The sequence below is a fragment of the Dorea sp. 210702-DFI.3.125 genome (assembly GCF_020560945.1).
GTDB classification, from domain to species: Bacteria; Bacillota; Clostridia; order Lachnospirales; family Lachnospiraceae; genus Dorea; species Dorea formicigenerans.
Genome location: NZ_JAJCNF010000005.1, coordinates 22,260 through 44,651 on the forward strand (window position 1 = coordinate 22,260; position 22,392 = coordinate 44,651).

The 22,392-nt window shown below is 40.9% G+C and carries 35 protein-coding genes and 1 tRNA gene; all 36 read left to right on the top strand.

The genetic code is table 11. From position 1 onward, the window contains the following. Nucleotides 1–34: 34 nt before the first annotated feature. The 36 genes from selA to rpsD all read left to right on the top strand — a co-directional run bounded on the left by selA (nucleotide 35) and on the right by rpsD (nucleotide 22,380). A complete protein-coding gene (gene selA / locus LI164_RS03865; protein WP_227086745.1) occupies nucleotides 35–1,453 on the top strand; it encodes an L-seryl-tRNA(Sec) selenium transferase in 1,419 nt (472 codons plus the stop codon). A 24-nt stretch (nucleotides 1,454–1,477) separates the two neighbouring features. After that, on the top strand, nucleotides 1,478–3,391 hold the full coding sequence (gene selB / locus LI164_RS03870; protein ID WP_005332409.1) for a selenocysteine-specific translation elongation factor: 1,914 nt from the start codon (nucleotides 1,478–1,480) through the stop codon (nucleotides 3,389–3,391). Further along, a complete protein-coding gene (locus tag LI164_RS03875) occupies nucleotides 3,391–4,290 on the top strand; it encodes a selenium metabolism-associated LysR family transcriptional regulator (protein WP_005332408.1) in 900 nt (299 codons plus the stop codon). The genes selB and LI164_RS03875 overlap by 1 nt, the downstream gene beginning before the upstream one ends. A gap of 164 nt (nucleotides 4,291–4,454) precedes the next feature. Beyond that, on the top strand, nucleotides 4,455–5,597 hold the full coding sequence (locus tag LI164_RS03880; protein WP_173785474.1) for an aminotransferase class V-fold PLP-dependent enzyme: 1,143 nt from the start codon (nucleotides 4,455–4,457) through the stop codon (nucleotides 5,595–5,597). Nucleotides 5,598–5,639: 42 nt separating this feature from the next. Continuing rightward, nucleotides 5,640–5,876: a DUF3343 domain-containing protein gene (locus LI164_RS03885; protein WP_005332406.1), complete on the top strand. Its 237-nt coding sequence runs from the start codon at nucleotides 5,640–5,642 to the stop codon at nucleotides 5,874–5,876. An 81-nt stretch (nucleotides 5,877–5,957) separates the two neighbouring features. After that, nucleotides 5,958–6,055 (top strand) — tRNA-Sec (locus LI164_RS03890). Nucleotides 6,056–7,400: 1,345 nt separating this feature from the next. Then, entirely contained in the window at nucleotides 7,401–7,718 is a 318-nt protein-coding gene (gene rpsJ / locus LI164_RS03895) for a 30S ribosomal protein S10 (RefSeq protein ID WP_005332402.1), read from the top strand. Between the two features lie 72 nt (nucleotides 7,719–7,790). After that, nucleotides 7,791–8,471 (top strand): 50S ribosomal protein L3, encoded by a 681-nt coding sequence (rplC, locus tag LI164_RS03900; protein ID WP_029731230.1) that lies wholly within the window; start codon nucleotides 7,791–7,793, stop codon nucleotides 8,469–8,471. A gap of 29 nt (nucleotides 8,472–8,500) precedes the next feature. Continuing rightward, on the top strand, nucleotides 8,501–9,121 hold the full coding sequence (gene rplD, locus LI164_RS03905; RefSeq protein ID WP_117495405.1) for a 50S ribosomal protein L4: 621 nt from the start codon (nucleotides 8,501–8,503) through the stop codon (nucleotides 9,119–9,121). Then, nucleotides 9,121–9,426: a 50S ribosomal protein L23 gene (rplW, locus tag LI164_RS03910; protein ID WP_005332398.1), complete on the top strand. Its 306-nt coding sequence runs from the start codon at nucleotides 9,121–9,123 to the stop codon at nucleotides 9,424–9,426. The genes rplD and rplW overlap by 1 nt, the downstream gene beginning before the upstream one ends. Nucleotides 9,427–9,514: 88 nt before the next feature. Beyond that, on the top strand, nucleotides 9,515–10,357 hold the full coding sequence (gene rplB / locus LI164_RS03915; protein WP_005339032.1) for a 50S ribosomal protein L2: 843 nt from the start codon (nucleotides 9,515–9,517) through the stop codon (nucleotides 10,355–10,357). A 23-nt stretch (nucleotides 10,358–10,380) separates the two neighbouring features. Further along, the gene (gene rpsS / locus LI164_RS03920) at nucleotides 10,381–10,662 is read left to right on the top strand and encodes a 30S ribosomal protein S19 (RefSeq protein ID WP_005332391.1); all 282 of its coding nucleotides are present in this window, start codon (nucleotides 10,381–10,383) and stop codon (nucleotides 10,660–10,662) included. 26 nt (nucleotides 10,663–10,688) lie between these two features. Further along, nucleotides 10,689–11,078 (top strand): 50S ribosomal protein L22, encoded by a 390-nt coding sequence (rplV, locus tag LI164_RS03925; RefSeq protein ID WP_005332390.1) that lies wholly within the window; start codon nucleotides 10,689–10,691, stop codon nucleotides 11,076–11,078. Between the two features lie 11 nt (nucleotides 11,079–11,089). Then, nucleotides 11,090–11,743 carry a 30S ribosomal protein S3 gene (rpsC, locus tag LI164_RS03930; RefSeq protein ID WP_005332389.1) on the top strand — a complete coding sequence of 218 codons (654 nt, stop codon included), beginning with the start codon at nucleotides 11,090–11,092 and terminating at the stop codon, nucleotides 11,741–11,743. Between the two features lie 2 nt (nucleotides 11,744–11,745). Next, nucleotides 11,746–12,183: a 50S ribosomal protein L16 gene (gene rplP / locus LI164_RS03935; RefSeq protein ID WP_005332388.1), complete on the top strand. Its 438-nt coding sequence runs from the start codon at nucleotides 11,746–11,748 to the stop codon at nucleotides 12,181–12,183. After that, nucleotides 12,173–12,379, top strand: a complete 207-nt coding sequence (rpmC, locus tag LI164_RS03940; protein WP_005332387.1) for a 50S ribosomal protein L29 — start codon at nucleotides 12,173–12,175, stop codon at nucleotides 12,377–12,379. Before rplP ends, rpmC begins: the two co-directional genes overlap by 11 nt. A gap of 38 nt (nucleotides 12,380–12,417) precedes the next feature. Beyond that, nucleotides 12,418–12,672: a 30S ribosomal protein S17 gene (rpsQ, locus tag LI164_RS03945; protein WP_005332385.1), complete on the top strand. Its 255-nt coding sequence runs from the start codon at nucleotides 12,418–12,420 to the stop codon at nucleotides 12,670–12,672. Between the two features lie 19 nt (nucleotides 12,673–12,691). Continuing rightward, complete coding sequence (gene rplN, locus LI164_RS03950) at nucleotides 12,692–13,060, top strand: 50S ribosomal protein L14 (protein ID WP_005332383.1); 369 nt, start codon at nucleotides 12,692–12,694, stop codon at nucleotides 13,058–13,060. Between the two features lie 14 nt (nucleotides 13,061–13,074). Continuing rightward, complete coding sequence (gene rplX, locus LI164_RS03955; RefSeq protein ID WP_005332381.1) at nucleotides 13,075–13,386, top strand: 50S ribosomal protein L24; 312 nt, start codon at nucleotides 13,075–13,077, stop codon at nucleotides 13,384–13,386. Between the two features lie 22 nt (nucleotides 13,387–13,408). Next, nucleotides 13,409–13,948 (top strand): 50S ribosomal protein L5, encoded by a 540-nt coding sequence (rplE, locus tag LI164_RS03960; protein WP_005332380.1) that lies wholly within the window; start codon nucleotides 13,409–13,411, stop codon nucleotides 13,946–13,948. Nucleotides 13,949–13,959: 11 nt separating this feature from the next. Next, on the top strand, nucleotides 13,960–14,145 hold the full coding sequence (locus LI164_RS03965) for a type Z 30S ribosomal protein S14 (RefSeq protein WP_005332379.1): 186 nt from the start codon (nucleotides 13,960–13,962) through the stop codon (nucleotides 14,143–14,145). 143 nt (nucleotides 14,146–14,288) lie between these two features. After that, nucleotides 14,289–14,690, top strand: a complete 402-nt coding sequence (gene rpsH, locus LI164_RS03970) for a 30S ribosomal protein S8 (protein ID WP_005339031.1) — start codon at nucleotides 14,289–14,291, stop codon at nucleotides 14,688–14,690. Nucleotides 14,691–14,765: 75 nt separating this feature from the next. Continuing rightward, complete coding sequence (rplF, locus tag LI164_RS03975; RefSeq protein ID WP_005332376.1) at nucleotides 14,766–15,308, top strand: 50S ribosomal protein L6; 543 nt, start codon at nucleotides 14,766–14,768, stop codon at nucleotides 15,306–15,308. A gap of 17 nt (nucleotides 15,309–15,325) precedes the next feature. Next, nucleotides 15,326–15,694, top strand: coding sequence for a 50S ribosomal protein L18 (gene rplR / locus LI164_RS03980; RefSeq protein ID WP_005332375.1), 369 nt, complete (start codon nucleotides 15,326–15,328; stop codon nucleotides 15,692–15,694). Between the two features lie 14 nt (nucleotides 15,695–15,708). Further along, entirely contained in the window at nucleotides 15,709–16,218 is a 510-nt protein-coding gene (gene rpsE, locus LI164_RS03985) for a 30S ribosomal protein S5 (RefSeq protein WP_005332371.1), read from the top strand. Nucleotides 16,219–16,232: 14 nt separating this feature from the next. Continuing rightward, the gene (rpmD, locus tag LI164_RS03990) at nucleotides 16,233–16,412 is read left to right on the top strand and encodes a 50S ribosomal protein L30 (protein WP_005332368.1); all 180 of its coding nucleotides are present in this window, start codon (nucleotides 16,233–16,235) and stop codon (nucleotides 16,410–16,412) included. Between the two features lie 28 nt (nucleotides 16,413–16,440). Continuing rightward, nucleotides 16,441–16,881 carry a 50S ribosomal protein L15 gene (gene rplO, locus LI164_RS03995; RefSeq protein WP_005339030.1) on the top strand — a complete coding sequence of 147 codons (441 nt, stop codon included), beginning with the start codon at nucleotides 16,441–16,443 and terminating at the stop codon, nucleotides 16,879–16,881. Then, nucleotides 16,881–18,197 carry a preprotein translocase subunit SecY gene (secY, locus tag LI164_RS04000; RefSeq protein ID WP_005332362.1) on the top strand — a complete coding sequence of 439 codons (1,317 nt, stop codon included), beginning with the start codon at nucleotides 16,881–16,883 and terminating at the stop codon, nucleotides 18,195–18,197. Before rplO ends, secY begins: the two co-directional genes overlap by 1 nt. A 58-nt stretch (nucleotides 18,198–18,255) precedes the next feature. Then, nucleotides 18,256–18,900, top strand: a complete 645-nt coding sequence (locus LI164_RS04005; RefSeq protein WP_005339029.1) for an adenylate kinase — start codon at nucleotides 18,256–18,258, stop codon at nucleotides 18,898–18,900. Between the two features lie 4 nt (nucleotides 18,901–18,904). Continuing rightward, nucleotides 18,905–19,669: a type I methionyl aminopeptidase gene (gene map, locus LI164_RS04010; protein WP_117657668.1), complete on the top strand. Its 765-nt coding sequence runs from the start codon at nucleotides 18,905–18,907 to the stop codon at nucleotides 19,667–19,669. A 78-nt stretch (nucleotides 19,670–19,747) separates the two neighbouring features. Continuing rightward, entirely contained in the window at nucleotides 19,748–20,002 is a 255-nt protein-coding gene (locus LI164_RS04015; protein WP_117495402.1) for a KOW domain-containing RNA-binding protein, read from the top strand. 12 nt (nucleotides 20,003–20,014) lie between these two features. Continuing rightward, complete coding sequence (infA, locus tag LI164_RS04020; RefSeq protein WP_004607275.1) at nucleotides 20,015–20,233, top strand: translation initiation factor IF-1; 219 nt, start codon at nucleotides 20,015–20,017, stop codon at nucleotides 20,231–20,233. A gap of 319 nt (nucleotides 20,234–20,552) precedes the next feature. Further along, on the top strand, nucleotides 20,553–20,666 hold the full coding sequence (rpmJ, locus tag LI164_RS04025; protein WP_005339020.1) for a 50S ribosomal protein L36: 114 nt from the start codon (nucleotides 20,553–20,555) through the stop codon (nucleotides 20,664–20,666). Nucleotides 20,667–20,912: 246 nt separating this feature from the next. Then, on the top strand, nucleotides 20,913–21,281 hold the full coding sequence (gene rpsM / locus LI164_RS04030; protein ID WP_005339006.1) for a 30S ribosomal protein S13: 369 nt from the start codon (nucleotides 20,913–20,915) through the stop codon (nucleotides 21,279–21,281). A gap of 49 nt (nucleotides 21,282–21,330) precedes the next feature. Then, nucleotides 21,331–21,726 carry a 30S ribosomal protein S11 gene (rpsK, locus tag LI164_RS04035; RefSeq protein ID WP_005332330.1) on the top strand — a complete coding sequence of 132 codons (396 nt, stop codon included), beginning with the start codon at nucleotides 21,331–21,333 and terminating at the stop codon, nucleotides 21,724–21,726. A gap of 60 nt (nucleotides 21,727–21,786) precedes the next feature. After that, entirely contained in the window at nucleotides 21,787–22,380 is a 594-nt protein-coding gene (rpsD, locus tag LI164_RS04040; RefSeq protein ID WP_005332326.1) for a 30S ribosomal protein S4, read from the top strand. The last annotated feature ends 12 nt before the right edge of the window (nucleotides 22,381–22,392 follow it).

A 22,392-nucleotide genomic window follows, 5' to 3' on the forward strand; every position in this document is an offset into this window, starting at 1 on the left:
CGAACAAAAGAATAAGAAGGGGAACAAAGAAGTCATGAATAAGAATATGTTATACCGCAGCATTCCGAAAGTGGATGTATTGCTGGAAGACCCGGAGATTCAGGGGCTGATTGAAACATACAGCCGGGATACGGTAGTGGAATCGATTCATTTGGAGATGGATGCACTTAGAAAATATATCGGAACATGCGAGGATGAGGAAAAGGCAAAAGAACAGATTGGGAATCTGAATGTGAATGTTCGAAGAACAGTAACTGCCATGCATACACCGAATATGCGTTCAGTCATCAATGGTACAGGAACGATTCTTCATACGAACCTTGGACGAGCACCGATCAGTCAGAAACACATGAATCGGATCGCTCAGATTGCAACGGGATATTCTAATCTGGAATACAATCTGGAAGCAGGAAGACGCGGAGAGAGATATTCACATTTTGAAAAACTGCTCTGTAAGATTACAGGCGCAGAGGCTGCAATGGCGGTAAATAATAACGCGGCAGCTGTTATGCTTATTTTAAGTTCCCTTGCAAAAGGAGGCGAAGTCGTTGTATCCCGTGGTGAGCTTGTTGAAATCGGTGGAAAATTCCGGGTTCCGGATGTTATGGAACAAAGTGGAGCAACACTGGTAGAAGTCGGAACGACTAACAAGACACATTATGATGATTATGAGAGCGCAATTACAGAAGAGACAAAGGCGCTTCTGAAAGTTCATACAAGTAATTATCGAATCGTAGGATTTACAGATACAGTAGGAATTGATGAATTGATTCCGATTGCGAAAGAACATGATATTCCGGTCATTGAAGATCTGGGAAGCGGTGTTCTGATCGATCTTAGCAAATATGGGATCACTTATGAACCTACTGTTCAGGATTCCATCAGAAAAGGAGCAGATGTGGTGTGCTTCAGCGGCGATAAGCTGCTTGGGGGTCCGCAGGCTGGAATTATTATCGGTAAGAAAAAATATATCGATATGATGAAAAAGAACCAGCTTACCCGTGCTCTTCGAATTGACAAATTTACAGCAACAGCATTGGAACTGGTACTTCAGGAATACCTGTCTGAGGAAAATGCGATCCAGAATATTCCGGTACTTAAGATGATTACAAAGTCTTATGACGAGACGGTTGCAGAAGCAAAGACATTTAAGCGTATGCTTCAGAGAGCAAAGCTGCCTGCAGCTTATGAAGTTGTGGATTGTGAATCTCAGATTGGCGGAGGATCTCTTCCGCTGGAACGAATTCCAAGTGCTGCAGTTGCAATCCATCCGGAAAAGATCAGTGTTCCGGAGCTGGAAGAACGTATGAGACATTTGCCTGTTCCGATTATTCCAAGAACGGTAAATGATACGATTCTTTTGGATGTGAGAACATTGGATAAAGATGCAATGACACTTGCTGTAAAGCAGTTAAAAGAGATGGATATATTAGAAGAAACAAGTCTTTTATAGAGACAATTAGGAGTATAGAGACAGATGAAGAATATTATCATTGGTACAGCCGGACATATCGATCATGGAAAGACAACTTTGATCAAAGCTCTTACAGGAAGAAATACAGACCGCTGGGAAGAAGAACAGAAGAGAGGAATCACCATAGATCTTGGATTTACATATTTTGATCTTCCAAGTGGAGACCGTGCGGGAATTATCGATGTTCCTGGACATGAGAGATTTATCAACAATATGGTGGCCGGAGTTGTAGGAATGGATCTGGTGCTTCTTGTTATTGCGGCGGATGAAGGAATTATGCCGCAGACAAGGGAACACATGGATATCTTACATCTTCTGGGAATTGAAAAGAGTATTATTGTCCTGAATAAATGCGATATCGTAGATGAAGAATGGCTGGAACTGGTGGAAGAGGAAGTGCGTGAAGAATTAAAAGGCACATTTCTGGAAAAAGCACCGGTATGTAAGGTGTCTGCTGCAACCGGTCAGGGACTGGAAGAACTGATTCAGGTGATCGAGCATATGACAAGTGATGAAGTTGTAGCTAAAGATGTGAATACAATTCCGAGACTTCCGATTGACCGCGCATTTACATTGTCTGGGTTTGGCACGATCATTACCGGAACCCTTGTGTCTGGTACGATTCGTAAAGAAGATACTCTGGAAATGTATCCGATTGGCAAAGAGTGCAAGATTCGCAGCATTCAGGTGCATGGTCAGGATAAAAAAGAGTGTTATGCGGGACAACGTGTGGCAATTAATCTGTCTAATGTTAAGAAAAAAGAAATTCAGCGAGGTTGTGTGCTGGCACCGCCGGCAAGTATGAAAAATACAGATCTGCTGGATGTGAAGATGAATATACTGGACTCCTCTATGCGGGTATTGACGAATCATACGAGATTACATCTGTTTACAGGAACGAGTGAAATTTTATGCCGTGCAGTACTGCTTGATAAAGAAGAAATCGGACCAGGTGAGAGTGGATATGTTCAACTTCGCCTGGAAGATGAAATCGCAGTACGCAGAGGCGATAAGTTTGTAGTCCGTTTTTATTCTCCGATGGAGACGATTGGGGGAGGCGTGATTCTTGAGCCAAATCCGGGTGTGAAGAGACGTTTTCAACAAGATGTGATTGAAGAACTTAAGAGAAAAGAATCCGGTTCTTCAGCGGATGTAATTGAACTTCATATAAAAGAACATGGAGACACAATGATCACTTCTGCAGAACTTGCAAAGCTGACGGCATTGTCCATGGATGAGGTAAACCAGGATATAGAAGAATTAAAAGAGAATGGTCAGATTTATGTATTCCCGATGAAAAAAGATACATTTACATGGCATGCGGATTCAAAACGTGGAGCAGTACAGGCGATTGTGAAGAGTCTGGAATCCTATGAAAAAGAGAATCCGTATCGTTATGGAATGAAGAAAGCGGAAGTGCAGATGACACATTTTAAGGGAATGAAACCGAATGTGTTTGATAAAGTCATTGAGCTGTTGGAAACTGAGGGATATGTGAAACGTGTCGGAGAGTTTTTGTGCACACCTCAGTTTGAAATAAAGAAAGATGAGACGTATAACAAGATAGCAAAGACCGTGCTTGGTACATTTGAAAGTGCGAAATATGACTTTGCAAAATATTCAGAGATTGACTTTGGAAAGACTCCAAGAGCAATGGCTGATGATATCCTGAATGTATTGCTGGTCGAGGGTAAAGTAGTAAAAATCGCAGAAGATATGTATACACTGACGGAATATATGGAAGAAGCAAAGAATATCATTCGGGAGAAATTAGCGGAAGATCCGGTTATTACTATTGCTCAGGTACGAGATATATTTGCGACCAGCCGAAAGAGTGCGAAACCAATTTTGGAATATATGGACAGTATCAAAGTTACCAAGAAAGTCGGAGCGGAAAGTGAAAGGGTAGCATACTAATGAACTTGAAACAATTAGAGGCTTTTGTACAGGTATCTGAAAGCGGCAGCTTTTCGAAGGCTGCCAAAGAACTTTTCCTGACACAGCCGACAATCAGTGCGCATATTTCCTCCCTGGAAAAGGAATTGAATGTACGGTTATTTATAAGAAATACAAAAGAAGTAAGTCTGTCAGATGACGGAAAAGATCTGTACCGTTATGCGAAGCAGATCACAGATCTTGAAAAGGCGATAGAAGAACGGTTTTATATGGATAGTGATGATGGAAAACATTTTATCACAATTGCGGCATCAACAATACCTGCGCAGTATCTTCTGCCGAAAGTATTGATGTGTTACAGAGAACGCTATCCAAAAGAGCAGATTAAGATTATGGAAACCGATAGTAGTGAAGTGGTTACACAGGTTGTAGATCACATGGTCGATGTCGGCTTTACAGGTACTGTACTTGAGAAAAAGCACTGCAAGTACATACCTTTCTATAAGGATGAACTGGCTGTGATCACTCCGGATACACCGGAATATAGAATACTGAAAGAACAGAATCGTGATGACATTGACTGGATCAAAAGGAAACCGCTGATTTTACGTGAAGAAGGATCAGGTACTAGAAAAGAAGCGGAAAAACAGTTGAAAAATGCTGGAATATCCATGGAGGATTTGGATATTGTGGCGAGCATTGCGAATCAGGAGACAATTAAAAAGTCTGTAAAACAAGGCATGGGGATTACGGTTCTTTCCAGACTGGCAGCTGAGGATGAAGATGGCCTGCTTATATTCCCGATTCCGGGCGCTGATGAAGGACGAGATATCAATCTGGTCTATAATAAAAATTATCAGATGACAAGATCGGCAGACCGTTTTATCCGGATCGTAAAGGAAGTATATGACATAGAATAGTGGTTACGGAACATATAAGTGACTATGAAATATATAAATGACTATGAAATATATCAGTGACTTGTTTAAAGAAAGAGAAAGAGATAGAATTAAGTTTGTACAATGATGTTGGGACCCTGGCATCGTACAATAAATATATAGAAGCGACGAAAGGGGATATTAGCGTGATATATATGGATAATGCGGCAACGACTATGCATAAACCGAAGACGGTGATCGATGCGGTAGTCGCAGCTATGAGTTCTATGGGAAATGCCGGACGTGGTGCGAATGAGGCGTCTTTAAGTGCATCAAGAATTATTTATGATACGAGAGAAAGGCTTGCAAAATTATTTGGGGCAGAAAATCCGAAGCAGATTGTGTTTACAATGAATTCGACGGAGAGTCTGAATATTGCGATTAAAGGATTGATTGAACCGGGAGATCATGTGATCACAACCATGCTGGAGCATAACTCTGTGCTTCGACCACTCTATGAGATGGAAGAAAGAGGCGCGAAGCTTACGATTATAAAAGCAGACAAGCAGGGGAATTTTTCCCTGGAAGATATGGAAGCTGCGATCACGCCAAAGACAAAAGCTATAGTATGTACCAATGGTTCCAATCTTACAGGAAATTATGTGGATGTTGCAGCTGTCGGTGAGATGGCACATAGACACGGAGTTCTTTTGATCGTAGATGCATCTCAGACGGCGGGAGTATTTCCGATTGATGTTCAGAAAATGAATATTGACGTGCTTTGTTTTACTGGACACAAAGGTCTGCTTGCTCCGCAGGGGACCGGAGGTCTGTATGTCAGAGAAGGGCTTACAGTGCAACCATTGTTGAGCGGTGGAAGCGGAGTTCAGACTTACAATAAAAAACATCCGGTGGAGATGCCGACAGCATTGGAGGCAGGAACACTCAATGGTCATGGTATTGCGGGAATGAATGCAGCTCTTGCATATCTGGAAGAGACTGGGATTGACACGATTAGGGAGCGCGAGCAGGAACTGATGTGGAAATTTTATGAAGGTGTTAAAGATATTCCGAATGTTACGGTATATGGTGATTTCAGCACAAAGAACCGTTGTGCGATTGTCGCACTGAATATTGGAGATTATGATTCAGCAGAGGTCAGTGATGAATTGCTTACGGAATATGGTATTTCTACAAGACCGGGTGGTCATTGTGCTCCACTGGCACACGAAGCACTTGGAAATGTAGAACAAGGAGCAGTGAGATTTAGTTTTTCCCATTACAATACAGATGAGGAAATTGAAACTGCAATCCGTGCAATTGAAGAGCTTGCACAGGATGAAGAGTAAAAAAAGATAAAGCATAACTTGAGATAGAAAAGGAAGACACTGATGAGAAAAAAAGAATTGAAACTGGTAGTTACTTTCCATACAACTGCAGATGCGATGGCTATGGAAAAGGCATGTAAAGAGAATAATACACCGGGCAGAATCATCCCGGTTCCAAGAGCTATCTCAGCAGGATGTGGACTTTCCTGGTGCGCGGCACTTGACGAGAGAGAAGAGATCGTTGCCATGATGGAGAAGGTCGGGATTGAACCAGAAGACCTGCATGAGTGTCTTGTATAAAAAAATGCAATAAATACTTGTAAAATATCGAAAAATATGATATTCTATCATAGCGTGATTAAAACGTGCGTAATTTAATACGGGGGTAGTTGGGTAACTGGTGTGCCTCCTAGTCTTCAAAACTAGTGTGGGGCGTTAAGAGCGTCCCGGGTGGGTTCGATTCCCACATGCCTCCGCCAAAAGAGAGGTTTCAGATCCATTGCAAGAGCGATGGATCTTTTTTGTATAATAGGAAATTGCATTTCCTATTATACAAAAAGCCTCCGGCAGGATGCGCACTGCGGCGTATACTGAAGATGTCGCAAGCGACCACCGCAGGCGCTAGAATGTGCCAAGGCACATTCTTTGTTCTAAAATAGGAAAAAATGTAAGAAAATGCATTTTTATATATAAAAACTCATTGAGAAAAACGAAAGAAATTGAAAATAGAATCTTTAAAATAATCAGGGAAGAAAAAAGAAAGACAATAAATTACAGGAAACTTCAAAAAAGAACGATAAGTTACAAAAATAATAGAAAAACATTATGAAAAGCATTAATTATATAGAAGTACAATAATTAGAATGGGTAAATTGACTAAAAGAGTAGAGAATGAAAATGCTTATTTGTCATATCGTATAAAAATACAAAAAACACTGGGATTCAATTGACGAAAGCGCTTACAAGTGGTATATTATAAGCAACTTAAAGATGTTCAGACCAACGGCGGTTATCTTAATATGATTCATATAGATGGCTGCTATTATATTTTGAGACATGTTTAAGTTAAATGACAACTTTGGTTGTGATTGCAGTTAAGCTGTTGCCGACTGTTTCCCCCAAGAATAGTCTTGCGACGGTAAACTCCAATTAATATATATACTTCCTCTTCAGAGGAGCATTCCCCAGCTTTGTATATAATAACAAACTGCAATGCAACGAGGAAAACCTCTCAATGACATACCAAAAAGAAAGAGCACGACATGAGCAGATGTCGTGCTTTTTCTTTTGTCCGATAAAATAAATAGAATACAAAGTGTTTTTTAGAACGCTTACAGGAAAAAGGTTATTATTATATATCAGCTGAGAGATGACTCCCGCAGGATTGCAGAGGTGCGCAGTAGAGGTATGCCATGCAATTGCATGACGCGCACCTCGCAGCGAGAATGCCTCGGCATTCTTGAAAGAAGAACCCCAAAATGTGTGCAACCCTTGAAAATACGTGGTTTTAGATTGTACTGGAAAAAGTACAAAAAAATAAAAAAAAGACTTGCATTATTGCCTTGGATTAGATATACTAAGAGAGCTGTGACATGATAGCAATGAAGCGCGAGGTTGCCGTCGAGAATGACGGGTTTTCCGTGGAGCGAATGTCAAGTTAGGAAACTGGCGACAAGTCACTGTACGAATCAAAAACTGATTACTGATTACCATTAGGTATAAGTATGAAACAACGTGTGAGTTTCTCACGACACACACGGGAGAGTGTACAGTCACCGCTTGTCGTACTGAAGTTAAAAGTACGAAAAGGAGGCGACTTTTTTTATGGCAAGTCAAGTAATGAGAATCACATTAAAAGCGTATGATCATCAGTTAGTAGATGCATCCGCAAAAAAAATCATCGAAACTGTAAAGAAGAACGGAGCACAGGTGAGCGGACCGGTTCCACTTCCAACTAAGAAGGAAGTTGTAACAATCTTAAGAGCTGTTCACAAGTACAAAGACTCCAGAGAGCAGTTCGAGCAGAGAACTCATAAGAGACTGATCGATATCGTAACACCTACACAGAAGACTGTAGATGCATTATCAAGATTAGAGATGCCAGCAGGTGTTTATATCGATATCAAAATGAAAAACAAATAAAACACAGTAATTCCTAAAATTTAGGATGAACGCCAAGTTGCGTTCCGCTGTAAATCACAGGAGGTAATTATAATGAAGAAAGCTATCTTAGCTACAAAAGTCGGAATGACTCAGATCTTCAATGAAGACGGAACACTGACACCTGTAACTGTACTTCAGGCTGGTCCTTGTGTAGTAACACAGATCAAGACTGTAGAGAATGACGGTTACGAAGCTGTACAGGTTGGATTCGTTGACAAGAAAGACAAAACTGTAAACAAAGACAAAAATGGTAAAAAGGAAATCGTTCATCGTCATGGTGTAACCAAGGCTGAGCAGGGACATTTCGCAAAAGCTGGAGTAACTGGAAAGAGATTCGTAAAAGAGTTCAAATTCGAGAACACAGCTGATTATGCACTTGCACAGGAGATCAAAGCTGACATTTTTGAAGCTGGCGACAAGATCGACGCTACTGCCATTTCTAAAGGAAAAGGATTCCAGGGTGCTATTAAGAGACACAACCAGCACAGAGGACCTATGGCTCACGGTTCTAAATTCCATCGTCATCAGGGATCTAACGGTGCTGCATCTGATCCGAGTAAAGTATTCAAAGGAAAGAAGATGCCAGGACACATGGGAAGCAAAAAGATTACAATTCAGAATCTTGAAGTTGTCCGTGTAGATGCAGAGAACAACCTTCTTTTAGTAAAAGGCTCTGTACCGGGACCTAAGAAATCCTTAGTAACAATTAGAGAAGCAGTAAAAGCTAACTAGGTTTTGACGAGGAAGGAGGAAGACTTAAAATGGCAAACGTATCTGTTTATAATATCGAAGGTAAAGAAGTTGAGACAATCGAATTAAGCGATGCGGTATTTGGTGTTGAGGTTAACGAGCACCTTGTACACATGGCAGTTGTTAATCAGCTTGCAAATAACCGTCAGGGAACACAGAAAGCTAAAACACGTTCTGAAGTTTCCGGTGGTGGAAGAAAACCATGGAGACAGAAAGGAACTGGTCATGCAAGACAGGGTTCAACAAGAGCTCCACAGTGGACAGGCGGCGGAGTAGTATTCGCACCAGTACCGAGAGATTACTCATTCAAAATGAACAAGAAAGAGAAGAGAGCAGCTCTGAAATCCGCTCTTACTTCCAGAGTAGAAGAGAACAAGTTCATCGTAGTTGACTCACTTACATTTGATGAGATCAAAACAAAGAATGTAGCAAACGCACTTAAGAACTTAAACGTATCTAAAGCATTAGTAGTATTAGAGGACGGAAATGTTAACGCAGAGCTTTCTGCAAAGAACATCGCTGGTGTTAAAACAGCTAGAACTAATACGATCAATGTGTATGATGTTATGAAATACAACACAGTAATCGCAACAAAGGCTGCTGTTAAAGCAATCGAGGAGGTGTACGCATAATGGCAAACGTTCAGTATTATGATGTAATCCTTAAACCAGTTGTAACTGAGAAGACAATGGAGCTCATGGGAGATAAGAAATACACATTCCTTGTACACCCGGAAGCAACAAAATCTCAGATCAAAGAAGCCGTTGAGAAAATGTTCGACGGAACAAAGGTAGCGAAAGTTAACACAATGAACTGCGAAGGAAAGAAGAAAAGAGTTCGCGGAACATTCAAATATGGTAAGACTGCTGCAACAAAGAAAGCAATCGTACAGTTAACTGAGGACAGCAAAGATATCGAGATCTTCCAGGGTCTCTAAGATCTTTGGAGAGCACATGAGGAAACTCGTCGTGCTCAATGCATACGGAAAGCAACCGTGATAATAAACAATCGAAAGGAGAAACACCATGGGAATTAAGACATATAACCCATATACGCCTTCCAGAAGACAGATGACTGGTTCTGATTTTTCAGAAATCACAAAAAAGACACCAGAGAAATCTCTGTTAGCTCCAAAGAGCAGACAGGCAGGCCGTAACAACCAGGGAAAAATCACAGTTAGACACCGCGGAGGCGGAGCTAAGAAAAAATATAGAATTATCGACTTCAAGAGAAGAAAAGATGGAATCGCTGCTACAGTAATCGGTATCGAGTACGATCCGAACAGAACAGCTAACATCGCTCTGATCTGCTACGAAGATGGTGAGAAAGCTTATATCCTTGCACCAGAAGGATTAAAAGACGGCATGAAAGTCATGAATGGACCAGAGGCTGAGGTTAGAGTAGGAAACTGCTTACCACTTTCTCAGATTCCAGTAGGTACACAGATCCACAACATCGAGCTTCACCCAGGAAAGGGCGGACAGATGGTTCGTTCTGCTGGTAACAGCGCTCAGTTAATGGCTAAAGAAGGAAAGTATGCAACACTGAGACTTCCTTCAGGAGAGATGAGAATGGTTCCGCTTGAGTGCAGAGCTTCTATCGGAGTAGTAGGAAATGGTGACCACAACCTGATCAACATTGGTAAAGCAGGTCGTACACGTCACATGGGTATCAGACCGACAGTTCGTGGTTCTGTTATGAACCCGAATGACCATCCGCATGGTGGTGGTGAAGGTAAGACTGGAATCGGACGTCCGGGTCCATGTACACCTTGGGGTAAACCAGCACTTGGTCTTAAGACAAGAAAGAAAAATAAAGCTTCTAACAAGATGATCGTAAGAAGAAGAGATGGTAAATCTATTAAATAGTTTTCGTAAGGAGGTTAGAACCTATGGCACGTTCAGTTAAAAAAGGCCCATTCGCAGATGCAAGCCTGCTTAAGAAGGTTGACGCAATGAACGCAGCAGGAGACAAGTCTGTAATCAAGACATGGTCCCGCCGTTCTACAATCTTCCCAAGCATGGTTGGACATACAATCGCCGTTCACGACGGAAGAAAACATGTACCTGTATATGTAACAGAAGATATGGTTGGACACAAACTCGGAGAGTTCGTAGCAACCAGAACATACAGAGGACATGGAAAAGACGAGAAGAAATCAAAAGTTAGATAATTATATTGTGAAAGGAGGGTTCATCCATGGCTAAAGGACAACACAGATCCCAGATTAAGAGAGAAAGAAATGCTAACAAAGATACGAGACCTTCTGCTAAGTTATCTTATGCAAGAGTTTCCGTACAGAAAGCATGCTTCGTATTGGATGCCATCAGAGGTAAGGATGTACAGACAGCACTTGGTATTTTAACTTATAATCCAAGATATGCTTCTAGTTTAATAAAGAAATTATTAGAGTCAGCAATCGCAAATGCTGAGAACAATAACGGTATGAATGCTGAGAACCTTTATATTGCAGAGGCTTATGCAAACAAAGGACCAACAATGAAGAGAATCAGACCTAGAGCACAGGGTAGAGCTTACAGAATCGAGAAGAGAATGAGCCACATTACACTCGTGCTTGATGAAAGATAAGGAGGACAATCATGGGACAGAAAGTTAATCCTCATGGCTTAAGAGTCGGTGTTATCAAAGACTGGGACTCTAAGTGGTATGCAGAAAAGGATTTTGCAGACTACCTGGTAGAAGACCATGAAATCAGAACGTATCTTAAGAAGAGATTATACAGCGCTGGTGTTTCCAAGATCGAGATCGAAAGAGCATCTGATCGCGTTAAGATTACAATTTATACAGCTAAACCGGGTGTTGTTATCGGTAAAGGCGGAGCTGAGATCGAGAAAGTAAAAGGTGAGCTTGCACAGTTTACTGACAAGAAATTAGTTGTTGATATCAAAGAGATCAAGAGACCGGATAAAGACGCTCAGTTAGTAGCAGAGAATATCGCATTACAGCTTGAGAACCGTATTTCATTCAGACGTGCTATGAAATCATGCATGTCCAGAACAATGAAGTCTGGAGCACTCGGAGTTAAAACTTCCGTATCCGGACGTCTTGGTGGAGCTGATATGGCTCGTACAGAGTTCTACAGCGAGGGAACAATTCCACTTCAGACACTGAGAGCAGACATTGACTACGGATTCGCTGAGGCAAACACAACTTATGGTAAAGTTGGAGTTAAAGTTTGGATTTACAAAGGCGAGGTTCTTCCGGAGAGAGCACATAAGGAAGGAGATAGATAATCATGTTAATGCCAAAAAGAGTAAAACGTCGTAAACAATTCCGTGGTTCCATGAAGGGTAAAGCTCTTCGCGGAAACAAGATTACTAATGGTGAATATGGTATCGTTGCAATGGAGCCATGCTGGATCCGTTCCAACCAGATCGAGGCTGCCCGTGTTGCTATGACTCGTTATATCAAACGTGGTGGTAAAGTTTGGATCAAAATATTCCCTGATAAACCTGTAACTACGAAACCAGCTGAGACACGTATGGGTTCTGGAAAAGGAACCTTAGAGTACTGGGTAGCAGTTGTTAAACCGGGTCGCGTAATGTTCGAGATTTCCGGAGTAGCTGAGGAAGTAGCTAAAGAAGCTCTTCGTCTTGCAACACACAAGCTGCCATGTAAATGTAAAGTAGTTTCTCGCGCAGACTTAGAAGGCGGTGATAACAGTGAAAATTAATGCATTTGTAGAAGATTTAAAGACAAAATCAGCTGCAGAGCTGAATGAAGAATTAGTAGCTGCTAAAAAGGAACTCTTCAACTTAAGATTCCAGAACGCAACAAATCAGTTAGACAACACAAGCAGAATCAAAGAAGTTAGAAGAAATATTGCCAGAATTCAGACAGTAATTACTGAAAAGGCAGCTCAGAATTAAGAGTAGACTCATAAACCCCAGGAAAGGAGTTACAGACTGTGGAAAGAAATCTTAGAAAAACCAGAGTTGGTAAGGTTATCAGTAATAAAATGGATAAAACCATCGTTGTTGCAATCGAAGATCATGTAAAACATCCGCTTTACAAAAAGATTGTAAAGAAGACATATAAGCTGAAAGCTCATGATGAGAACAATGAATGCAACATCGGAGACAAAGTAAAAGTTATGGAAACAAGACCTCTGTCAAAAGACAAGAGATGGAGACTTGTTGAAGTTATGGAAAAAGTGAAATAGTATAAGGAGGGAAACCTGCATGATACAGCAAGAAAGCAGACTTAAAGTAGCAGACAACACAGGTGCGAAAGAGTTACTGTGTATCCGCGTACTTGGCGGTTCAACAAGAAGATATGCAAGTATCGGAGACGTTATTGTTGCGACTGTTAAAGATGCAACACCAGGCGGCGTTGTTAAAAAAGGCGATGTAGTTAAAGCTGTAGTTGTTCGTACTGTAAACAGTACTCGCCGTAAAGATGGATCTTACATCCGTTTCGACGAAAACGCTGCTGTAATTATAAAAGACGATAAGACACCAAGAGGAACCCGTATCTTTGGGCCAGTAGCAAGAGAGCTTCGTGACAAACACTTCATGAGAATTGTTTCCTTAGCTCCGGAAGTACTGTAGGGAGGTGCAAAGGAATGGCAATGTTAAAAATTAAAAAAGGTGATACAGTTAAAGTTATCGCTGGTAAAGATAAAGACAAAGAAGGCAAAGTTATCGCTGTAGATCACAAGAACGGAAGAGTTACTGTAGAAGGCGTTAACATGCTTACAAAACATACAAAACCTAGCATGACAAACCAGAATGGTGGAATCGTTCACCAGGAAGGATCTATCGACATTTCCAACGTTATGTACTTACACAAAGGTAAAGCTACAAGAGTTGGAATCAAAATGGATGGAGACAAGAAGGTTCGTTTTGCAAAATCTACTGGTGAAGTGATCGATTAATTGAGGAAGGAGGGCTTAAGCTTTGAGTAGACTGAAAGAACAGTACCAGAACGAAATCGTTGATGCATTAACGAAAAAGTTCGGTTATAAGAATATTATGGAAGTGCCAAAACTTGATAAAGTTGTAATCAACATGGGTGTTGGCGAGGCAAAAGACAATGCAAAACTGTTAGATTCCGCAATTGCTGATCTTGAGAAGATCACAGGACAGAAAGCAGTTGTTTGTAGAGCTAGAAAGTCCGTTGCTAACTTCAAACTGAGAGAAGGAATGGCAATCGGTTGTAAAGTTACTTTAAGAGGAGAGAAGATGTATGAGTTCGTTGACCGTCTGGTTAACCTTGCACTCCCTCGTGTACGTGACTTCAGAGGTGTAAATCCTAACGCATTTGACGGAAGAGGAAATTACGCTCTTGGTATCAAAGAACAGCTTATCTTCCCTGAGATCGAGTATGATAAGGTTGACAAGGTAAGAGGTATGGATATCATCTTCGTTACAACAGCGAATACAGATGAAGAGGCTCGTGAGCTGCTTACACAGTTCAATATGCCTTTTACAAAATAGGGAGGTAAATTATGGCTAAGACAGCAATGAAAGTAAAACAGCAGCGTCAGCAGAAATTCTCTACAAGAGAATATAATCGTTGCAGAATTTGTGGACGTCCTCATGCATATTTAAGAAAATATGGTATCTGCCGTGTTTGCTTCCGTGAACTGGCATACAAAGGACAGATTCCAGGCGTTAAGAAAGCAAGCTGGTAGGCACTGAACACTTGGCGAGGCCAAGCGCCCAGCGCCGGCCGAGTTTAGTGAGAAGGCCGTTCTCTGAGTCTGGCGAGGTATTCCACGAGCCCGGCGAAGAGAACTACATTAAACAATCCATCAGAAGAGGAGGAAAACAATTCATGACTATGAGCGATCCAATTGCAGATATGCTTACAAGAATCCGTAATGCAAATACTGCTAAACATGATACAGTAGATGTACCTTCATCCAAGATGAAGCTTGCAATCGCAAATATCTTATTAGATGAAGGATATATCGAGAAATATGACATCGTAGAAGATGGAGTATTCAAAACAATCCATATTACATTAAAATATGGTGCAGACAAGAATGAGAAAGTTATCACAGGACTTAGAAGAATCTCTAAACCAGGTCTTCGTGTATACGCTAACAGCGCAGATCTTCCGAGAGTACTTGGAGGACTGGGAACAGCAATCATTTCCACAAACCACGGTGTAATCACTGACAAAGAAGCTAGAAAGCTTGGCGTTGGTGGAGAAGTTCTCTGCTACATTTGGTAGGCACTGAACAATTGAAACTGAAAACAGAGTGAGCAAAGACTCATTCCGAGAATCTAAGTTAAGGAGGATTTAGATATGTCACGTATCGGAAGACATCCAATCGCAATCCCGGCAGGAGTTACTGTTGAGATTAAAGAAAACAATGTAGTGACTGTAAAAGGTCCAAAAGGAACACTTGAGAAAGCACTTCCTACAGAGATGGAAATCAAGCAGGAAGGTGATGAAGTTGTTGTAACAAGACCAAACGATTTAAAGAAAATGAAATCTTTACATGGTCTTACAAGAACACTGATCAATAACATGGTTATTGGTGTAACAAACGGATACGAGAAAGTCCTGGAAGTTAACGGTGTTGGATACAGAGCAGCAAAATCAGGAAACAAATTAACACTGAACCTTGGTTATTCTCATCCAGTTGAGATGACAGATCCTGAAGGCGTTGAGACAGTAGTTGAAGGTCAGAACAAGATCATCGTTAAAGGAATCAGTAAAGAAAAAGTTGGCCAGTTTGCGGCTGAGATCAGAGACAAGAGAAGACCGGAGCCTTACAAAGGTAAAGGTATTAAGTATGCTGATGAAGTTATCAGACGTAAAGTTGGTAAGACTGGTAAAAAATAAGTAAGGAGAGTGTGAAAATGGTTAGCAAGAAATCAAGAAGTGAAGTTCGTGTAAACAAGCACAGAAAATTACGTAACCGTTTAGCTGGAACAACAGAGTGTCCACGCTTAGCTGTGTTTAGAAGTAATAATCATATGTATGCTCAAATTATTGACGATACAGTTGGAAATACACTGGTTTCCGCTTCCACTCTTCAGAAAGATGTGAAAGCAAACCTGGAGAAAACTAACAACGTTGATGCAGCAGCATATTTAGGAAAAGTCATTGCCGAGAAGGCACTTGAGAAAGGTATTAAAGACGTTGTCTTCGATAGAGGCGGATTTATTTACCAGGGTAAAATTCAGGCATTAGCAGACGCAGCTAGAGAAGCTGGGTTGAATTTCTAGAAGGAGGAGCACACATGAGACAGGAACGTATTGATGCTAGTCAGTTAGAGCTAGAAGAAAAAGTAGTGTCAATTAAACGTGTAACGAAAGTTGTTAAGGGTGGCCGTAATATGAGATTCACAGCTTTAGTAGTTGTTGGTGACAAGAACGGTCATGTTGGCGCTGGTTTAGGAAAAGCTACTGAGATTCCGGAAGCAATCCGCAAAGGTAAAGAGGATGCTGCAAAGAACCTCATCAAAGTAGCATTAGATGAGAACGATAGTATTACACATGATTTTATCGGAAAATTCGGAGGAGCTTCCGTGCTTCTTAAGAAGGCTCCGGAAGGAACTGGAGTTATCGCCGGTGGTCCGGCACGTGCCGTAATCGAGATGGCAGGAATCAAGAACATTCGTACAAAATCTCTTGGTTCAAACAATAAGCAGAACGTTGTTCTTGCAACTGTTGAGGGATTACGTCAGGTAAAAACTCCGGAAGCAGTAGCTAAACTTCGCGGTAAATCAGTAGAAGAAATCTTAGGCTAAGGAGGAAGAGTGAAATGGCAGATTTAAAAGTAACATTAGTAAAATCTACAATTGGAGCTGTTCCGAAGCATAAGAAAACTGTTGAAGCTTTAGGTTTAAAGAAGCTTAATAAGACAGTAGTTCTGCCGGATAACGCAGCTACAAGAGGAATGATCAAACAGGTTCAGCACCTGGTAAAAGTAGAAGAAGCATAGATTAAAATTCAGATAAGGAGGTGTCACAATGGATTTATCAAACTTAAGACCTGCTGATGGAGCAAAACAGAGTGATAATTTCAGAAGAGGACGTGGACACGGTTCTGGAAATGGTAAGACAGCTGGTAAGGGACACAAAGGTCAGAAAGCTCGTTCTGGAGCACCAAGACCAGGTTTCGAAGGTGGTCAGATGCCATTATATAGAAGAATACCTAAGAGAGGATTTACAAACAGAAATTCTAAGACTATCGTTGGAATTAACGTAAGTGCTCTTGAAGTATTTGACAATGATGCAGTTGTTTCCGTAGAAACACTGATCGAGCAGGGAATCGTTAAGAATCCAAGAGATGGTGTTAAGATTCTTGGTAACGGTGAGCTCACAAAGAAGCTTACTGTTCAGGCAAATGCATTTAGTGCTGGTGCAGTAGCTAAGATTGAGGCGTTAGGTGGAAAAGCAGAGGTGATCTAATGTTAGAGACATTTCGAAGGGCATTTCAAACAAAGGATATTCGTAGAAAACTTGGATATACTTTTTTGATGTTGATCGTAATCAGACTGGGATCACAGTTGCCTACACCAGGAGTAGATCCGACTTATATTAAAGAGTTTTTTGCTCAGAATTCCGGGGAGGCGTTCAACTTGTTTAACGCTTTCACCGGAGGCTCTTTTGAGCAGATGTCAATTCTGGCATTGAGCATTACTCCATACATTACATCTTCCATTATTGTCCAGCTTCTTACAATCGCAATTCCGAAACTTGAGGAGATGCAGAAAGATGGAGAAGATGGAAGAAAGAAGATTGTAGCAATCACACGTTATCTGACAGTTGGACTTGCTCTTATGGAGTCAACAGCTATGGCCGTTGGTTTCGGAAGACAGGGACTTTTGAAAGAATTTAATTTTGTGAATGCTGCAATCGTAGTTCTTACACTGACCGCAGGCTCTACATTTCTGATGTGGATTGGTGAGCGGATTACTGAAAAAGGTGTAGGAAATGGAATTTCAATTGTGTTGGTAATTAATATTATCTCACGTATTCCAAGCGATATGACAACGCTCTTTACGAAATTCGTAAAAGGAAAAAGTCTCGCATCAGGTGGACTTGCTGTTGTTATTATAGTTGCTATTATCCTCGTACTTGTTGTATTCGTAGTAGTACTTCAGGACGGCGAGAGAAGAATTGCAGTACAGTATTCACAGAAGGTGATGGGAAGAAGAACTTACGGTGGACAGTCCACGAACATTCCGCTGAAAGTCAATACTGCAGGTGTTATCCCGATTATCTTTGCATCTTCATTGATGCAGTTCCCGATTGTGATTGCAACATTTGCCGGCAAGGGAAATGGAACAGGAATCGGAAGCGAGATTTTAAGAGGTCTTAATCAGGGTAACTGGTGTAATCCTCAGATGCCGAAATATAGCTGGGGACTGGCAGTATACATCATTTTGACAGTATTTTTTGCTTATTTCTATACATCAATTACATTTAATCCGTTAGAGATTGCAAATAACATGAAGAAAAATGGTGGATTTATCCCGGGTATCCGTCCAGGAAAACCGACTGTTGAGTATTTGACAAAGATTCTGAATTACATTATCTTTGTTGGCGCATGTGGTCTTGTATTGATTCAGCTTGTACCGATCATTTTTAATGGATGGTTAGGAGCAAGCGTGTCCTTTGGTGGTACATCACTGATCATCATTGTCAGTGTAATCTTAGAGACACTTAAGCAGATCGAGTCACAGATGCTTGTACGAAATTACAAAGGTTTTTTGAATAAATAAGCAGGATAACTCGCGGAAGATTCTTTCGCGGGTTATTATGCTATAAAGGAGAGTAATTATGAAGATTATTATGTTAGGTGCGCCAGGAGCTGGAAAAGGCACACAGGCTAAGAAAATTGCAGCTAAGTACGAAATCCCACACATTTCTACTGGAGATATCTTCAGAGCTAATATCAAAGAGGGAACAGAGCTTGGTAAAAAAGCAAAAACATATATGGATCAGGGACTTCTTGTACCGGATGAACTGGTAGTTGATCTCGTAGTTGATCGTGTGAATCAGGAAGACTGCAAGAATGGATATGTTCTGGATGGATTTCCGAGAACCATTCCTCAGGCAGAAGCACTTGATAAAGCACTGGCAGAGCTTGGACAGAAGATGGATTATGCAATTGATGTAGATGTACCGGATGAGAATATCATTCACCGTATGGGTGGACGTCGTGCCTGTGTTGGCTGTGGAGCTACATACCATCTGGAATATGCTCCTACAAAAGTTGAAGGAATCTGTGATGTATGTGGTAAAGAACTCATTCTTCGTGATGATGATAAACCGGAGACAGTAAAGAAACGTCTTGATGTATATCACGAGCAGACACAGCCACTGATTGATTACTACACAAATGCAGGAATCTTAAAGACAGTTGACGGAACAGTTGACATTGATGTTGTGTTCCAGAACATTGTGGAGATTTTAGGAGCGTAACAGCATGCCGGTCACGATAAAATCAGCAAGAGAAATTGAACTAATGGCAGAAGCCGGAAGAATTCTTGAGATTGTACATAATGAACTACGTGACGCGCTCCATGCGGGGATGAGTACGCTGGATATCGACAGATTAGGAGAAGAGATTATACGCAGTTATGATTGTATTCCTTCCTTCCTGAATTATAACGGATATCCGGCATCCATCTGCGTATCTCTGAATCAGGAAGTTGTTCATGGAATACCGGACAAACACCGACTGATTCAGGACGGAGATATTGTAAGTCTGGATGCAGGAGTCATCTACAAAGGGTATCATTCAGATGCGGCCAGAACTTATGGAGTAGGTGAAATCAGTAAAGAAGCAAAAAATCTGATGCAGATAACAAAAGAATGTTTCTTTGAAGGTATAAAATATGCCAGAGAAGGTAATCATTTATTTGATATATCCGGTGCAATCGGAGATTACGCCAAAGAACATGGATATGGTGTTGTTCGTGATCTGTGTGGACACGGAATAGGAACACATCTGCATGAGGCACCTGAAATTCCGAATTTCAGGATGAACCGGAAGGGAATGCTTCTGAAAGCAGGTATGACATTAGCGATTGAACCAATGATCACGGCAGGTGGTCATGAAGTTGACTGGCTGGATGATGACTGGACAGTTGTCACCAGAGATGGTTCACTAGCAGCACATTATGAAAATACAGTGCTGATCACAGAGGGAGAACCAAAACTTCTCTCGCTTAGTGAGAAGGTATTATAATAGAAGAAAACGATCTGACAGTCAGATTCGAATTCAATATTATGATTCGAGAGAAACTCAAATATAGGAGAGATCGCTATGGAACAGTTTGAAACAGGAATGATGGCCCGGTCCAAAAGTGGACATGATGCCGGAAAGGTGTATGTAATCACAAAGGTTGAAGAGGCATACGTATATTTAGTGGATGGAAAAGTAAGAACACTGGATAAGCCGAAAAAGAAAAAGAAGAAGCATGTCCAGTTGATCAAAGAAAGCTTTGATATTCAGGGCGCCACAGATGTGGACATAAAAAGATGGATCAAAATTTGGAATAAGGAAGATAATCAGAATTAGGAGGAAGCGTATATGTCAAAAGCTGACGTAATAGAAATTGAAGGAACAGTAGTAGAAAAATTACCAAACGCAATGTTTCAGGTTGAACTTGAGAATGGACATCAGGTTCTGGCACACATCAGCGGAAAACTTAGAATGAACTTTATCAAGATCTTACCAGGAGATAAAGTAACACTTGAGTTATCCCCATATGATCTTTCAAAAGGAAGAATTATCTGGAGAGATAAATAGGAAGAGATTTAAAATAATCTTGAAAAGGATATAGAAATATATCTGAAAATTCGAAAATAGACATTAAAATAAGCTAAAAAAAATATTCGAAAAAATACTTGAAAAAATTTAAAAAACTCAAGAAAAAGTATTGACTTTATTTGAGATATAATGCTACAATATATAAGCGCGTTTCTGGGCGCTTATATTTGCGTTATCATATATTTGAAGAACAGTCGGTGATACAGTCTTCAGATATTTTCATGAGTTGCAAAATGATATGATAAAAGAAACCGTGCGAAACAAAAGGCAGAGCAATGGATGAAAGGAGGATCCCCTAATGAAGGTTAGATCATCAGTAAAACCAATTTGCGAAAAATGCAAAGTAATCAAAAGAAAAGGAAGCGTTCGCATTATCTGCGAAAACCCGAAACACAAACAGAGACAGGGTTAATTAATTAGGCGGCTGATAGTCAGGACACGCCAGGCGGTGTGTAGAGACTATTTTAAATATACAAGGAACACCTTTAGCCGGTGATGATTCCTCGTATATTGCTTCTAATGCCGGTCCGTCATTACCGCGCAGCTTCCATAAAAGATGCGGTGACCGGAAAGGGCATGATACCGAACATGCCTGGGACATGGAGATGTGTCCCCTATTAAAGACGATAACAAACAAAGAAAGTGGAGGAACAGTCACATGGCACGTATTGCAGGTGTAGATTTACCAAGAGACAAACGAGTTGAGATCGGATTAACTTATATCTACGGAATCGGTAGAACAAGCGCAACCCGTATCTTAGCACAGGCAGGAGTTAATCCTGATATTCGTTGTAGAGATCTTACAGACGACGATGTAAAGAAAATCAGTGCAGTAATCGACGAGACTCAGACTGTAGAAGGAGATCTTAGAAGAGAGATCGCTCTGAACATCAAGAGATTACAGGAGATCGGATGCTATAGAGGAATCCGTCACAGAAAAGGACTTCCGGTTCGTGGTCAGAAGACTAAGACAAATGCAAGAACAAGAAAAGGTCCTAAGAGAACAGTAGCAAACAAGAAGAAATAAGTAACAAATAACAAATAACACAAAAAGGAAAGCGTAGGTTAGTTTTATTATGGCAAAGAAAGTTACAAAGAAAGTGACAAAGAAACGTGTCAAGAAAAACGTTGAACATGGACAGGCTCACATTCAGTCATCTTTTAATAACACAATCGTTACATTAACAGATGCTCAGGGAAATGCTCTTTCATGGGCAAGTGCGGGCGGTCTTGGATTTAGAGGTTCAAGAAAATCTACCCCTTATGCAGCTCAGATGGCAGCTGAAACAGCAGCTAAAGCAGCATTAGTACATGGTTTAAAATCAGTTGACGTAATGGTTAAAGGACCAGGTTCAGGTAGAGAAGCAGCAATCCGTGCACTTCAGGCATGCGGAATCGATGTAACAAGCATCAGAGACGTAACACCGGTACCACACAATGGTTGCCGTCCGCCGAAGCGCAGAAGAGTCTAGTTACAATAATTACGTTAATGGATTGTAGTATCCGAATATTTATAGGAGGAAAATTAAAACATGGCAGTAAATAGAGTTCCGGTTCTTAAAAGATGTAGATCCCTCGGTATGGATCCAGTATATTTAGGAATTGATAAAAAGTCTAACAGACAGTTAAAGAGATCCAATAGAAAGATGAGCGAGTATGGTCTTCAGTTACGTGAGAAACAGAAAGCTAAATTCATCTATGGTGTATTAGAGAAACCTTTCAGAAACTACTTCGAGAAAGCTCAGCGTATGAACGGAATGACAGGTGATAACCTGATGATCCTTCTTGAGTCCAGACTTGACAACGTAGTATTCCGTATGGGATTTGCTAGAACAAGACGTGAAGCTAGACAGATCGTTGATCATAAGCATGTACTTGTAAATGGTAAGCAGGTAAATATTCCATCTTACCTGATCAAAGCTGGTGATACAGTAGAGATCAAAGAGGCTAAAAAGAGCTCTCCAAGATACAAAGAGATCGTAGAGGTCACAGGTGGACGTATGGTTCCAGACTGGTTAGAAGTAGATCAGGAGAACCTGAAAGGAACAGTTAAAGAGCTTCCAGCACGTGAAGCAATCGATGTTCCAGTTGACGAGATGTTAATCGTCGAGTTATATTCTAAATAATAACCAGTAACC

What these genes read in the sequence shown, in the direction of transcription:
- selA (WP_227086745.1), top strand. Translation starts at nt 35, where the DNA reads ATGAATAAGAATATGTTATACCGCAGCATTCCGAAAGTGGATGTATTG.
- selB (WP_005332409.1), top strand. Translation starts at nt 1,478, where the DNA reads ATGAAGAATATTATCATTGGTACAGCCGGACATATCGATCATGGAAAG.
- LI164_RS03875 (WP_005332408.1), top strand. Translation starts at nt 3,391, where the DNA reads ATGAACTTGAAACAATTAGAGGCTTTTGTACAGGTATCTGAAAGCGGC.
- LI164_RS03885 (WP_005332406.1), top strand. Translation starts at nt 5,640, where the DNA reads ATGAGAAAAAAAGAATTGAAACTGGTAGTTACTTTCCATACAACTGCA.
- rpsJ (WP_005332402.1), top strand. Translation starts at nt 7,401, where the DNA reads ATGGCAAGTCAAGTAATGAGAATCACATTAAAAGCGTATGATCATCAG.
- rplC (WP_029731230.1), top strand. Translation starts at nt 7,791, where the DNA reads ATGAAGAAAGCTATCTTAGCTACAAAAGTCGGAATGACTCAGATCTTC.
- rplD (WP_117495405.1), top strand. Translation starts at nt 8,501, where the DNA reads ATGGCAAACGTATCTGTTTATAATATCGAAGGTAAAGAAGTTGAGACA.
- rplW (WP_005332398.1), top strand. Translation starts at nt 9,121, where the DNA reads ATGGCAAACGTTCAGTATTATGATGTAATCCTTAAACCAGTTGTAACT.
- rplB (WP_005339032.1), top strand. Translation starts at nt 9,515, where the DNA reads ATGGGAATTAAGACATATAACCCATATACGCCTTCCAGAAGACAGATG.
- rpsS (WP_005332391.1), top strand. Translation starts at nt 10,381, where the DNA reads ATGGCACGTTCAGTTAAAAAAGGCCCATTCGCAGATGCAAGCCTGCTT.
- rplV (WP_005332390.1), top strand. Translation starts at nt 10,689, where the DNA reads ATGGCTAAAGGACAACACAGATCCCAGATTAAGAGAGAAAGAAATGCT.
- rpsC (WP_005332389.1), top strand. Translation starts at nt 11,090, where the DNA reads ATGGGACAGAAAGTTAATCCTCATGGCTTAAGAGTCGGTGTTATCAAA.
- rplP (WP_005332388.1), top strand. Translation starts at nt 11,746, where the DNA reads ATGTTAATGCCAAAAAGAGTAAAACGTCGTAAACAATTCCGTGGTTCC.
- rplN (WP_005332383.1), top strand. Translation starts at nt 12,692, where the DNA reads ATGATACAGCAAGAAAGCAGACTTAAAGTAGCAGACAACACAGGTGCG.
- rplX (WP_005332381.1), top strand. Translation starts at nt 13,075, where the DNA reads ATGGCAATGTTAAAAATTAAAAAAGGTGATACAGTTAAAGTTATCGCT.
- LI164_RS03965 (WP_005332379.1), top strand. Translation starts at nt 13,960, where the DNA reads ATGGCTAAGACAGCAATGAAAGTAAAACAGCAGCGTCAGCAGAAATTC.
- rpsH (WP_005339031.1), top strand. Translation starts at nt 14,289, where the DNA reads ATGACTATGAGCGATCCAATTGCAGATATGCTTACAAGAATCCGTAAT.
- rplF (WP_005332376.1), top strand. Translation starts at nt 14,766, where the DNA reads ATGTCACGTATCGGAAGACATCCAATCGCAATCCCGGCAGGAGTTACT.
- rplR (WP_005332375.1), top strand. Translation starts at nt 15,326, where the DNA reads ATGGTTAGCAAGAAATCAAGAAGTGAAGTTCGTGTAAACAAGCACAGA.
- rpsE (WP_005332371.1), top strand. Translation starts at nt 15,709, where the DNA reads ATGAGACAGGAACGTATTGATGCTAGTCAGTTAGAGCTAGAAGAAAAA.
- rpmD (WP_005332368.1), top strand. Translation starts at nt 16,233, where the DNA reads ATGGCAGATTTAAAAGTAACATTAGTAAAATCTACAATTGGAGCTGTT.
- rplO (WP_005339030.1), top strand. Translation starts at nt 16,441, where the DNA reads ATGGATTTATCAAACTTAAGACCTGCTGATGGAGCAAAACAGAGTGAT.
- secY (WP_005332362.1), top strand. Translation starts at nt 16,881, where the DNA reads ATGTTAGAGACATTTCGAAGGGCATTTCAAACAAAGGATATTCGTAGA.
- LI164_RS04005 (WP_005339029.1), top strand. Translation starts at nt 18,256, where the DNA reads ATGAAGATTATTATGTTAGGTGCGCCAGGAGCTGGAAAAGGCACACAG.
- map (WP_117657668.1), top strand. Translation starts at nt 18,905, where the DNA reads ATGCCGGTCACGATAAAATCAGCAAGAGAAATTGAACTAATGGCAGAA.
- LI164_RS04015 (WP_117495402.1), top strand. Translation starts at nt 19,748, where the DNA reads ATGGAACAGTTTGAAACAGGAATGATGGCCCGGTCCAAAAGTGGACAT.
- infA (WP_004607275.1), top strand. Translation starts at nt 20,015, where the DNA reads ATGTCAAAAGCTGACGTAATAGAAATTGAAGGAACAGTAGTAGAAAAA.
- rpmJ (WP_005339020.1), top strand. Translation starts at nt 20,553, where the DNA reads ATGAAGGTTAGATCATCAGTAAAACCAATTTGCGAAAAATGCAAAGTA.
- rpsM (WP_005339006.1), top strand. Translation starts at nt 20,913, where the DNA reads ATGGCACGTATTGCAGGTGTAGATTTACCAAGAGACAAACGAGTTGAG.
- rpsK (WP_005332330.1), top strand. Translation starts at nt 21,331, where the DNA reads ATGGCAAAGAAAGTTACAAAGAAAGTGACAAAGAAACGTGTCAAGAAA.
- rpsD (WP_005332326.1), top strand. Translation starts at nt 21,787, where the DNA reads ATGGCAGTAAATAGAGTTCCGGTTCTTAAAAGATGTAGATCCCTCGGT.